The 11,531-nt window shown below is 66.4% G+C and carries 11 protein-coding genes and 2 tRNA genes; 4 read left to right on the forward strand and 9 right to left on the reverse strand.

What is annotated here, in order from left to right:
• Positions 1–204: 204 nt before the first annotated feature.
• On the reverse strand, positions 205–1,377 hold the full coding sequence (locus DWB68_RS15185) for a hypothetical protein (protein ID WP_147391711.1): 1,173 nt from the start codon (positions 1,375–1,377) through the stop codon (positions 205–207).
• On the reverse strand, positions 1,374–1,904 hold the full coding sequence (locus DWB68_RS17265) for a DUF4365 domain-containing protein (protein ID WP_119425968.1): 531 nt from the start codon (positions 1,902–1,904) through the stop codon (positions 1,374–1,376). The genes DWB68_RS15185 and DWB68_RS17265 overlap by 4 nt, the downstream gene beginning before the upstream one ends.
• A 234-nt stretch (positions 1,905–2,138) precedes the next feature.
• Between DWB68_RS17265 and DWB68_RS15200 the strand changes: the two genes are divergently transcribed.
• Positions 2,139–2,402: a hypothetical protein gene (locus DWB68_RS15200; RefSeq protein ID WP_119425970.1), complete on the forward strand. Its 264-nt coding sequence runs from the start codon at positions 2,139–2,141 to the stop codon at positions 2,400–2,402.
• A gap of 216 nt (positions 2,403–2,618) precedes the next feature.
• Here DWB68_RS15200 and DWB68_RS15205 read toward each other — a convergent pair whose 3' ends face one another.
• The 4 genes from DWB68_RS15205 to DWB68_RS15220 all read right to left on the reverse strand — a co-directional run bounded on the left by DWB68_RS15205 (position 2,619) and on the right by DWB68_RS15220 (position 4,831).
• Complete coding sequence (locus DWB68_RS15205) at positions 2,619–2,942, reverse strand: hypothetical protein (RefSeq protein ID WP_147391712.1); 324 nt, start codon at positions 2,940–2,942, stop codon at positions 2,619–2,621.
• A 28-nt stretch (positions 2,943–2,970) separates the two neighbouring features.
• Positions 2,971–3,480 carry a hypothetical protein gene (locus DWB68_RS15210; RefSeq protein ID WP_119425972.1) on the reverse strand — a complete coding sequence of 170 codons (510 nt, stop codon included), beginning with the start codon at positions 3,478–3,480 and terminating at the stop codon, positions 2,971–2,973.
• Positions 3,481–3,785: 305 nt separating this feature from the next.
• Positions 3,786–3,859 (reverse strand) — tRNA-Thr (locus DWB68_RS15215).
• A gap of 87 nt (positions 3,860–3,946) precedes the next feature.
• Positions 3,947–4,831 (reverse strand): DsbA family protein, encoded by an 885-nt coding sequence (locus DWB68_RS15220; protein WP_119425973.1) that lies wholly within the window; start codon positions 4,829–4,831, stop codon positions 3,947–3,949.
• A gap of 189 nt (positions 4,832–5,020) precedes the next feature.
• Here DWB68_RS15220 and DWB68_RS15225 point away from each other — a divergent pair, with 189 nt between their 5' ends.
• The 3 genes from DWB68_RS15225 to DWB68_RS15235 are packed head-to-tail and all read left to right on the forward strand — an operon-like array spanning position 5,021 to position 8,421.
• Positions 5,021–6,496 carry an alpha,alpha-trehalose-phosphate synthase (UDP-forming) gene (locus DWB68_RS15225; RefSeq protein WP_119425974.1) on the forward strand — a complete coding sequence of 492 codons (1,476 nt, stop codon included), beginning with the start codon at positions 5,021–5,023 and terminating at the stop codon, positions 6,494–6,496.
• Complete coding sequence (otsB, locus tag DWB68_RS15230; RefSeq protein WP_119425975.1) at positions 6,493–7,269, forward strand: trehalose-phosphatase; 777 nt, start codon at positions 6,493–6,495, stop codon at positions 7,267–7,269. Before DWB68_RS15225 ends, otsB begins: the two co-directional genes overlap by 4 nt.
• A 60-nt stretch (positions 7,270–7,329) precedes the next feature.
• Positions 7,330–8,421 carry an ABC transporter ATP-binding protein gene (locus DWB68_RS15235; protein WP_119425976.1) on the forward strand — a complete coding sequence of 364 codons (1,092 nt, stop codon included), beginning with the start codon at positions 7,330–7,332 and terminating at the stop codon, positions 8,419–8,421.
• A 223-nt stretch (positions 8,422–8,644) separates the two neighbouring features.
• Here the strand turns inward: DWB68_RS15235 and DWB68_RS15240 are convergent, their stop codons facing one another.
• From DWB68_RS15240 to DWB68_RS15250, 3 genes are all read right to left on the reverse strand, one after another.
• A complete protein-coding gene (locus DWB68_RS15240; RefSeq protein ID WP_119425977.1) occupies positions 8,645–10,342 on the reverse strand; it encodes an FAD-binding dehydrogenase in 1,698 nt (565 codons plus the stop codon).
• Positions 10,343–10,532: 190 nt separating this feature from the next.
• Positions 10,533–10,609, reverse strand: a tRNA-Pro gene (locus DWB68_RS15245).
• A 78-nt stretch (positions 10,610–10,687) separates the two neighbouring features.
• Positions 10,688–11,131 (reverse strand): hypothetical protein, encoded by a 444-nt coding sequence (locus tag DWB68_RS15250; protein WP_119425978.1) that lies wholly within the window; start codon positions 11,129–11,131, stop codon positions 10,688–10,690.
• Between the last annotated feature and the right edge of the window lie 400 nt (positions 11,132–11,531).

Here is an 11,531-nt window from a genome sequence, read left to right on the forward strand (position 1 = left end):
AGTGTAGGAACTTCCATCCTCGGGGGACCTCGACCCCTATCCAGCCATCGCCGCGCGCACCCCGGCTACACCGTCAACTGCGAAGAGCCCCTTTTGGCCTCCGCGGACGAGCGAGGTCAACGAATACCGAAGTCAGTCAGCGAGCGCCGATCGCACGATGATGGCACAAATCGGCAAGTTCTCCTCCTGGCCCCGGCTGCCCTCCTAAAGCGCTTCAAAAGGCAATGGCGCCTGACCGATGGAGGAAATGCTGTCTGGGCTGTCGATATGGAGACGATTTCTGACTTTACGCACGACGCCCGAAACGTTGATCTTCTCGTGCGACTCGAACCAAGCATGCGCAGCCGGAAGCAATTTCTCGTCAACAGTGAACGAGATCTCTGAAGGACGACCGCGGCGAGTGGTCTCTAGAGTTGCCGTGCCCCAACTCACGATCGGCTCATCTCGCATCTCGACGATGGTTCCCGTGAGAAACTCAGGACCTTCACTTCGAGCCTTGATAAACCTCTCGCAGCTCTTGGCAAGTACGTCAGCGGAAGACTTGGGGATAACAATCCTGGCCGGACCCCTCGGCGTCTCGGTGTCGAGACTCTCCGACCAGATAAACGAAGCGTCGAAGACGTCCACTTGCCGCGGCGAAATGACATTAGCGAGGGCTTTGACCAATTCCTTGCTGACACCCGCCTCAACAAGCTCTTCGACCTTTGACGAACCCGGGACCCTATCCGTCTGGACGATGGCTTCATAGATAAGTGCCATCGACTCGGCCATAGTGCGCGTAGTCAGACGTCCGGCTGGCTCAAAGCCATCGGCAAAGGACTTCACGTCACCGAACACATCCTCGTCTTGCTTCAGCTCCCGATTTTCGATCCCATTCTTACGGGTCGCCAAGGTGCCGAGGGGGACAAATAGCGGGAGGACATAGGAGCCTTCCCTCGTTTGCCCGAAAACACACTGCGCAACGAGAGACTCGCCGACTCGCGAGTAGCCGGCATCGATGACCGCCTTGGGTGCGCGCGATGTCGTCGCAGCTGACCGAAGAACCTGACGTGCTGAGCTAAAAAGGTGGTAGCCCGCCTCTACGGGAATGTCGTGCCCCCACTCGGCACCCTCCAAATGAAACTCGAGTTCGTCGTAGTTCCAGTACGCGAATTTCCGTTCGAGCAAGGCCGGTACAATGCCGGCCTCGGTCGCGATTCGACGCACAGTGTCTTGCCATTCAGCCGTGCCGAAGGACAGCGAGTAGGGGATGCCAATTTGAGCGGCGGCAGTAGAAGATTCCCAAAGCTCTCCGACTGGCCCTCTATTTGAGATTCTCCAGCCGTGACCCAGCATGTATTCCACAAGGTCTTGGCGAGTAGCGTCCAAGGTGCTCACAAGGTTCCTCCTCCCGTAAATCCGGCTAGCCGGCTGCTCTCCCACTGGGAGATAGTTGCGGCCGTAAGTCTGTTGGTGCACGGCACAGAAACTGAAGTGGCCCCCACGGGGAGTTTGTCCACTCGCGCCCAGTATGCTGCTGTGCTATGACAGGTCGTAGCTGGCGCATCAGGGTAACTGACCCAGTCCAGCGGGGACTTGGGCACGTGAACAAGGACCAAGTAGACCGGTGAGGTCTTGCGCGCCCAGCCTGCTACCCACGATGGCTTGAGCGTCCACGTGAAGTGCGGATCGTTCTTCGTCGGCGCCTGGGTGGTGCACTTCACTTGCACGTGCACCATTGTCGAGTCGAAGGACAGGTGCCCGTCTATTCCCTGAACGTCGGCGTCGGGACGAGTCTCTGTGAACCCCACTCCAACTTGCGCGCACAGCGTCTCAAAGTAAGCGATTCCATATCGGGCCTGACGCGTCGTTGCCGCAGGGAAAGTGGTTGCAGAGTCCCACCCTGGCCGCAGAATAGGGCTCACGCGGCGCCTTCTCCATGATCCTGCATATTCTCACCGGCCACGTCCAAGTCGCAGTCGATCTGGTCGCACCCCTGGGGTCTGACATGGTGGGCTACGAAGTCGTCATGGAGGACCGCGTGGGTCTCCTTCCCAGCCACAGGACCGTCCTCCAGTACAGCCGTCCGTCGGACGGTGTCGCGATTTGGGCTGTGGCCCGCTGAATGTCGCTCATGATTGGCTCGTTCGAGGTCGATCATGACCTTCACCATCACGATGGCAGCTTTCCGAGAGTTGGCCAATACCCCATCGGCACCGAGCGGAAGGTCGTCCGCGAGGGGCAAGTTCGGGATTGACCGTCCGGCTGCCCTGAAAGCTACCGCGTCGTCGACGCCGGCCAGCCACGCGCTCGGCCTGACGGTCTTCGCACTCGGGAGCGACTTGTACGTGCCCGACCTGATGTGGTCCTGGGTCGTGTACGTGATCGGCTGGTCGTGTCGCCGCGCGAATGCAGACAGCTGAAGCACTGAACGTGCCCCGCAGACCACGAGGGAAGCCTCAACGAGTCCAGTCAGCGTCAGCGGTTCTTTCACAGGCCAAACCCTCTCTGTTGGTCGTCAACGCATACAACGGAACGCGGCGCCCGCCTGACACGTGGCAAGTCACGATATCCAGCAATCACGGGAGCGCCCCCACCTCATGCCGAAGCGGGGGCGCTCTTTTCGTGCGGGGCGACGCTTACGCCCCGCCTGACGGCGGCAATACGATGTCCACCATCGTTCGCATCACGAAATCTTCGAACTCTGTGTCGTTCTTGGTCTCGAGACCCGTGCGCAAACGTTGCCCTGTCTCATCGACGGTCAACGGCCAACGCTGGAAGCCAGGACCATTGGAGTAGGTGCCGATTGCCGCTTGTCCCTGCGCCATCAACTGTTTCACGGCGGAGAGGGCCACTTCCTGGACCTGCGGTTCCCGCATTCGGTTCTCTTCCAGTCCAAGCGTCTGGCTTGCAAGGTCCAGTACTCGAGCCAGCAGCACCCAGTCGGAGCGGTCTTCTTCCATGAGCCGACGGGAGAGTCGGTCAGCGGCGTCATGCAACATGAATCTTGTACGGCTTCGAGTTGTTCGGGCTCTTGATGTCCACCGTGTACCCGCCAGACTTGCTGGTAGGGCGGAACATGATCAGGGTGCCGTCACTCAGGTAGTACTTGGCCGGCCTCACCACGGGATTGGTCCCATCGATCCCAGCGACTGAACCCGTGTAGTCGGTCAACCAACACCAGTAGATCCAGACCTCATTGTTGTTGTCTGCCTGCCAGACTTGTGTCGAAGATCGATAGGGCATTCCCGCGTTCAGGATCTTCTGGGCCTGACCGAAGTTGGCCGGATGCGCATTGAAAATGCCACCGGTGACCCCGTCCGTGCACCGTTTCGTGCGCCCCGGGTCGACCACCATCGGCGTCACTGACGATTCCGACGGATTCACGGTGACCTGATCGACGTCCCTCGCGAGGGCCGCTGGTGCTCCCGCGCTCCCTAGTAGGCCGGCAGTGGCCACGAGCACGACGAGAGCCCGCGTCAGTCCTGTGAGTGCCTTCATTTCCCCTCCTGAAGATTGTTTGCAATCTGAGTAAAGCGCGCAGCCCTGCAATGTCGAACAGGTGCGGCCAAGCGTCACACAAACGAGACCACCGCGTCGCGGATTTGCATCAGATCGTTACCGGGGTTGTGCTGGGCTGAGTGCACCTCGCGGTGAGTGCCAAATGGGTGCCAACGCGGTTGACCTCACCTGACGAAATCCGCGCAAATACGCCGAAGTGGGTTGGTACTCCTTTGGCACCCAGCGGGGCTCATGAACACCGCAGAAACGGCGAAACCCCCGCGGCTTCGCGGGGGTTTCGATCGAGCCCCTTACCGGATTCGAACCGGTGACCCCCTGTTTACAAGACAGGTGCTCTGGCCAACTGAGCTAAAGAGGCGTGCCGCTCCATCGTACAGAAACGGCCGCCCTCCCCCGAACCGGGGGCGGGAGGCCGTGTCTTCGTCGTCAGCGAGCGATCAGTGGATCACTTGTTGGCGGCGTCGATCTTGGCGTTGGCCCACTCGACGAAGTCGCCGTCGGTCTCGCCGTTGTAGTACGTGCCGTTGACGAAGATCGAGGGCGTGCCGCCGATCTTGTCCTTGATCATCTGACCCTGGCCCACCACCCCGTAGGGGCGGAACGTGCCATTGCTGATGCAGCTGTTCAGGTCGGCGGCGCCGGCCTGCGAGGCCAGCTGGGCCAGCTCGGCGTTGGAGCGCTCCTTCTGATCCGCGAAGAGCGACTTCATCATGGGCAGGAACGCGGCCGGGTTCTTGTCGGCCACGCAGTACAGGGCGTTGCCGGCGCGGGCCGGGTAGTTCGTGGCGGAGCGGATCACGGAGACCATGCGGTACTCGACCGTGGCCTTCTTCTCCGACAGCCAGGACTCGAACTGGCCGGCGTAGGCGTTCTCGAACTCGGCGCAATGCGGGCACAGCGGATCGACGTAGACGATGATCTGCGCCGGCTTGGCGCTCTTGTCCACGCCGGCCGGGGCGGCCTCGCCGGCCTCGCGCTTGTAGTTGGGGTCCGTCAGGACCTTGGCGGCGTCGACCTGCTCCTTGGTGACCTCGCCACCGCCGGTGGAGACCATGGTGGTGGGGCTGTCCAGCACCACGCCGCCGTACTGGTTGCCCACGGCGGGGATCGGCCCGGAGTCGGCGAAGGTGTTGTTCGGCTTCACGGCACCGAAGTAGTACCAGAGACCGCCGCCGGCCACGAGGGCGACGATGCCCACGATGATGCCGATCTTGGTCCACAGGGAGCGCTGGCGGCGCTTCTTGTCTGCGGCTTCGCGCTTGGCGCGGGCTTCGATGCGGGCCGCCTCGAGGCGCTCCGACTTCGTTGCCCGTGGGGCGTTGCTTGCCATGTCACCAGGTCCTTCGCTCGCGCGCGGGTGTGCGCACGGTAGGGGAGGTTGTCACTTCAACTTCCACAGAATACGACAGCAGTCTGTGCATTCTCTCAGCTTCGTCCGACGCGCCATGTTTCGCCGTGCCCCTTCCGCTGGCCGCTCCCGTGGGTAGCCTGGGGCCACGCACCCGTTGGGAAGGACAGCATGAATACCGTCAAGACCGGCACGCATGACTTCGTGGTGGTCGCCAACCGCCTGCCCGTTGACCGAGTCACCCTGGAGGACGGGACCGCCGCCTGGCGGACCTCCCCCGGCGGCCTGGTTTCCGCCCTCCACCCGCTCATGCAGGCCTCCACGGGCGCCTGGGTCGGCTGGCACGGCGCCGAGAACGAGGTGCTGGAGCCCTTCCACGAGGACAGCATCGACCTCGTCCCCGTCCCCTTGAGCAGCGCGGACGTGCGCCTGTACTACGAGGGCTTCTCCAACTCCACGCTCTGGCCGCTCTACCACGACGTGATCGTGCCGCCGGAGTTCCACCGCACCTGGTGGGTGGCCTATCGCGAGGTCAACGCCCGCTTTGCGCGGGCCGCCGCCGGCACCGCGGCACCCGGCGCCACCGTCTGGGTCCACGACTACCAGCTCCAGCTGGTCCCCAAGATGCTGCGCGACCTGCGCCCCGACCTCACGATCGGCTACTTCGACCACATCCCCTTCCCCTCCACCGACCTCTTCGCGCAGCTTCCGTGGCGCTCGCGCATCCTGGAGGGCCTCCTCGGCGCGGACCTCATCGGCTTCCAGCGGGCCTCGGACACGGCCAACTTCCTCACGTCGGTGAAGCGTTTCCTCGGCCTGACCCCGCGCAAGGGCGAGGTCCGTCGGCCCGGCTCCGGCCGCTCCTCACGCGCGCAGACGCACCCCATCTCGATCGATGCCGCGAAGATCGCCGATCTCGCCGCGAGCCCGGCCGTCCAGGACCGCGCGCGGCAGATCCGCGAGGAGCTCGGGAACCCGGAGACCGTCCTGCTCGGCGTGGATCGCCTGGACTACACCAAGGGCATCCGCCACCGCCTCAAGGCCTACGCGGAGCTCCTGGAGGACCGCGCCCTGTCGGTGGGCCAGGCCTGCCTCCTGCAGATCGCTAGCCCCTCGCGCGAAAAGGTGGATTCCTACCAGCAACTGCGCGAGGAGGTGGAGGGCACCGTGGGCCGCATCAACGGCGAGTACGACTCCCTGGCCCACACCGCCGTGCGCTATCTGCACCACTCGTACCCCACCGAGGAGATGGTCGCTCTGTACCTCGCCGCCGACGTCATGCTCGTGACGCCCCTGCGCGACGGCATGAACCTCGTCGCCAAGGAGTACGTCCAGGCCCGCTTCGACGGCGGGGGACGCCTCGTGCTCTCCGAGTTTGCCGGGGCCGCCGACCAGCTGGGCTCGGCCGTCATCGTCAACCCGCACGACATCGACGGCCTCAAGGCCAGCATCCTGGAGGCCGTCAACATGGAACCGACCGAGGCCAAGCGACGCTTGGTCTCCATGCGCCGCAACGTGCAGGATCACGACGTCGCGCGCTGGTCCCGCCACTTCCTCACCTCCCTGCAGGAGACGCAGGACGACGACGCCTCGCCGCACGCGGGCGGGCCGGGCGCCACCGGCACCCCCGGGCGCGGCGCGCGATGACGGGTCTCGGCCCCGAGCTGCGCACGCGCGTCGGCAAGCTCGCGCGCGTGGGCCACCTCCTGGTGGCGCTGGACTTCGACGGCACCCTCGCGCCCTTCACGGACGTGCCGGACGAGGCGCGGGCCCTGCCCGCCTCGGCCCGCGCCATCGACGTGCTCGCGGCGCTCACCGACACCGACGTCGCCCTCATCTCCGGCCGCGAGCTCGCCTCGCTGCGCCGCGTCGCTGCGCCGGGCGAACACACGCTGCTCGTCGGCAGCCACGGCGCCGAGCGCTGGGCCCCGGAGGAGTTCGACGCCGAGGCCACGCAGGCCGAGCTGACCAAGACCCAGCGCAAGGTGCTCGCCGCGACCCAGGCGGCGCTCGAGGCCGTGGCCGAGCGCTTCGACGGCCTGTGGGTGGAGCCCAAGCCGGCCGGCGCGGTCCTGCACACGCGCCTCGCCGCTGGCCAGGGCGAACAGGCCACCCAGGCGGCCCTGCGGGCCCTCGCCAAGGTCAAGGGCGCGCATGTCAGGGAGGGCAAGGACGTCATCGAGGCCAGCGTCCTCGGCGCGGACAAGGGGCAGGGGCTCATCTGGCTGCGCGAGGTGAGCGATGCCGCCGTCGTGCTTTTTGTTGGTGACGACCGCACCGACGAGGACGCCTTTGCCGTCCTGCGCAAGCAAGACGTGGGGATCAAGGTGGGCCCCGGGCCCACTCAGGCCGAATTTCGGGTCGACGGGCCGGGAGATGTCGCCGACCTCTTGCAGCTGCTCGCGGATGTGAGAGAGTAGCCACACCTGTTCTCTACGGATCGTCGGGCACGTACCTGCCCGGGAAAAGGTTGATGCCCCATGGCTTCTGTGACTTTTGACGGCGCCACGCGCCAGTACCCTGGGGCGCTTGTCCCCTCCGTCGACGCGTTCGACCTGGACATCAAGGACGGCGAATTCCTCGTCCTCGTGGGTCCCTCCGGTTGCGGCAAGTCCACCACCCTGCGCATGCTCGCCGGCCTGGAGCCGGTGGACGGCGGCACCATCCGCATCGGCGACCAGGACGTCACCGATGTGGCCCCCAAGGACCGCGACATCGCGATGGTCTTCCAGAACTACGCCCTGTACCCGCACATGACCGTCGCGGACAACATGGGCTTCGCCCTCAAGATCGCCGGCGTCTCGAAGGAGGAGCGCGAGAAGCGCGTCCTCGAGGCCGCCAAGCTCCTGGACCTGGAGAAGTTCCTCAAGCGCAAGCCCAAGGCCCTCTCCGGCGGCCAGCGCCAGCGCGTCGCCATGGGCCGCGCCATCGTGCGCTCCCCCAAGGTCTTCCTCATGGATGAGCCGCTCTCCAACCTGGACGCCAAGCTGCGCGTGCAGACCCGCACGCAGATCGCCTCGCTGACCCGCCGCCTCGGCGTCACCACGGTCTATGTGACCCACGACCAGGTCGAGGCCATGACCATGGGCGATCGCGTGGCCGTCCTCTCCGAGGGCAAGCTGCAGCAGGTCGACACCCCGCGCGCCCTGTACGACACGCCCCAGAACGTGTTCGTCGCCGGCTTCATGGGCTCCCCGGCCATGAACCTCGTCGAGCTGCCCGTCGAGGGCGGCTCCGTGACCTTCGGCGCCACCTCGGTGGCCCTGAGCGCCGAGCAGACGGCCGCCGTGACGGGCGGCAAGGTCACCTTCGGCATCCGCCCCGAGGACCTCGACATCGTCGACGGCCCGGGCCTGGCCCTGAGCGTCGACGTGGTCGAGGAGCTCGGCGCCGACGCGTACGTCTACGGCCGCGCCACGGTCGGCGGCGAGGAGCGTCAGCTCGTCGTCCGCGCCGGCGGCCGCGCCGCCATCAGCCCGGGTTCCACCATTCAGGTGGCCCCGCGCGTGGCCCGCGTGCACCTCTTCGACTCGGCCTCCGGGCTGCGTCTGCCGGACACGCACCGCGCCTGATTCTTGCGCAGGGCCCGGACCGTTCCCTCTCGAGGGGACGGGCCGGGCCTTTTTGTGCCCGACGTCGGGGCGTGGGCTCGGTGCCCTGGTGCTGCATAGAGCGGTGCTCGCGTTGCCCGACGTCGGGGCGTGGGCTGGGAGCGTGGGCGGTGCACGGCGGTCGCCACGCGCGACGGCGCGGCGAGGCTGGGAGCCTCGCCGCGCCGTCGGGCAGGTGGTTGGCTCAGGCGGCCCCGGTGCCACCCTGCGGGCCGCCCAGGGCCGCGTGGATGGCGCGCCCGGCCCGCAGGCCCGTGAAGAGGCAGCCTCCAAGGAAGGTGCCCTCGAGGGCCCGCAGGCCGTGCACCCCTCCCCCGCCGAAGCCGGCGGCCTCGCCCGCGGCCCACAGACCTGGCAGGACGCTGTCATCTTCTCGCAGGACGCGGGCGTCCATGTCGGTCTTGAGGCCACCGAGGGACTTGCGCGTCAGGATGTGCAGGCGCACGGCCACGAGCGGCCCGGCGGCCGGATCAAGGATGCGGTGCGGGCTCGTGGTGCGCATGAGCTTATCGCCCAGGTAACGGCGAGAGTTATGGATGTTCTGGACCTGGGCGTCCTTGGTGAAGTCGTTATCCACCTGCAGGTCCCTAGCCTCGATCTGTTCCTGCAGGTGCTGGGCATCGATGAGGTTCTCTCCCGTGAGGGCGTTCATCTTGGCCACGAGCTCTTGAAGGGTGTCGGCCCTCAGGAAGTCCGCGCCGCGCTCCTGGAAGGCCGCCACCGGGCCCGGAGCCCCCTTGGAGTTCAGGCGGGCCTTCACGACCTCGAGCTTTTTCCCCGAGGTGATGTCCGGATTCTGCTCCGAACCGGAGAGCGCGAACTCCTTGTTGATCATCTTCTGCGAGAGCACGAACCAGGAGTAGTCGTGGCGGCTCGCGACCGGATCGGTGCGCAGGAACCGCAGGGTGCCGAGGGTGTCGTTGCCCGGGAAGTTCGGGGCGGGGAGTCGGTTGCCCTCGGCGTCGAACCACAGCGGTGACGGGCCGGGGAGGATGCGGATGCCGTGATCCGGCCAGACCGGGTCGAAGTTCTCGATGCCCTCGGTGTAGTGCCACATGCGTTCCTTGTGCACCCACGCGGCGCCGGCGGCCTCGCTCAGGCGCAGGCCGCTGCCGTCCACGTGGGCGGGGACGCCGGTGATGAGGTTCTTGGGCGGCGTGCCCATGTCCTGCGGCCAGAGCTCGCGGACCAGCGCGTGGTTGCCGCCCACGCCGCCCGTGGCGACGAGCACGGCGGGGGCACGCAGCTCGAAGGGCTCCACGACCTCCCTGGAACTGGTGACGGAACGCGGTGACTCGTCCGGAGCGAGGATCTCGCCGCGCACGCCGACCACGGCGCCGTCCTCCACGATCAGGTCGGTGACGCGGTGGCGCGTGCGGTACTCGCTGCGTCCGGCCTGCTCTGCCTCGAGGAGCGAGGCGGCGAAGGGCGCCACGACTCCGGTGCCGGTTCCCCATGAAACGTGGAAACGCGGCACGGAGTTACCGTGGCCCGTGGCCAACTGGTCCCCGCGTTCGGCCCAGCCGACGACGGGGGTGAGCTTGATGCCCTGCTCGGCGAGGTACTGGGCTTTCTCCCCCGCGGCGAAGTCGACGTAGGCCTTGGCCCAGCGCTTGCCCCACGTGTCGCTGCCATCCGTCGCAAAGGCCGATGAGCCCTGCCAATCGGACCAGGCGAGGGCGTGCGAGTCCTTCACGCCGAGGCGGCGCTGCTGGGGCGTGTCCACGAGGAAGAGGCCCCCGAAGGACCACCAGGCCTGGCCGCCGAGGTTGTTGCGGTTCTCCTGGTCAAGCACCAGGACCTTACGGCCCACGGCTTGCAGCTCGTGGGCGGCGACCAGGCCCGCGAGTCCTGCGCCAACAATCAGTACGTCCGCGCCCACGCTTGAGCTCCCTCTGTCGGCGCGCGGGCTCTGAACCGGCGCAGGATCCTTCAGAGCAAACTATGCGGGCGGGGACGCCTGGACAAGGGGGTTCCCGGACACTTTCAACGGAAGTGTGGCCGTTCGGAATAGGACGAAAACTACCCCGGAAACGACGAAGGACCGGAGGAAAACCTCCGGTCCTTCACACTGGTCGGGGTGACAGGATTTGAACCTGCGGCCTCGTCGTCCCGAACGACGCGCGCTACCAAGCTGCGCCACACCCCGCTGAACCGTGCTTGTCCAGTCTAGCCTCCCGAGGGGGGATCCCCAAATCGAGGGCTCCCCCGGTGACGAGCGCGACGCTCAGTTCGAAATACCCATAAAGCGTGCGAAGGAAACGCTCACCTCGCGCACCAGCTCGGGGTCGCCGGCGATGGCCAGGAGAGTTCCTTCGGGACCGCCGGAGGCCCTCATGGTCAAGGTGGCGCCCTCCGCGGGGCCGGCCAGCACGCGCAGCGACGCACCGTCCGGCCACTCCCACTCGGTGGTCTCGGCAAGCTGCAGCGCGTGGCCGTCCTCCAGCTCCGCGCCGAAGCCCTCGGCGTCCCACCAGAGGTGGGCTCCAGCCGCGTCCTGTGCCTCGAGGACGCTCGCCGCGGGCCACCAGAGGTGCAAATAGTCGATGACCGCCTCGGCCGCCTGCTCCGGCGCCAGCGGCAGGGTCAGCGACTCCGAGGCCGCGGGTGCGGCCGGCGCCGGTTCGGGCGTGGCGGACGGCTCGGGAGCGTGAGAAAACAGCGGATCCATGCTCCCAGTCTAGGGAGCGGCCCCAGGCGCCGGGCCACCCCACCCAGACGACGCCCCTCACCCCTCCCCCCCTGATCGGAGTGCGAGATGTCGCTCAAACGCCGCTTTCGACAGCTTTTGGCACTCCGATCCTGGAAAGGACGGTGTACCAATGCCCGCGATGGGCTGGGCGGGCGTCGGAGTTGCTGCTGACCAACCCTGAATCGGAGTGGGTTTGGTACGGTTTTGGGCCGAAAAGTGTACGGAACCCACTCCGATTCTTGAAAGGGTGGGTGGGTGTACGAGGTCGGGTGGGGTGTTTGGGTTGTTGACGTGAGGAAGGCCCCGCGCCTCTCCACCGTGTGTTGGTGGGGGCTGCGGGGCCTTCTTCGTGTGGTTGTGTCCGGCGGCGTCCTACTCT

This window comes from Galactobacter valiniphilus (assembly GCF_003575975.1).
In the GTDB taxonomy this organism is placed as follows: domain Bacteria; phylum Actinomycetota; class Actinomycetes; order Actinomycetales; family Micrococcaceae; genus Galactobacter; species Galactobacter valiniphilus.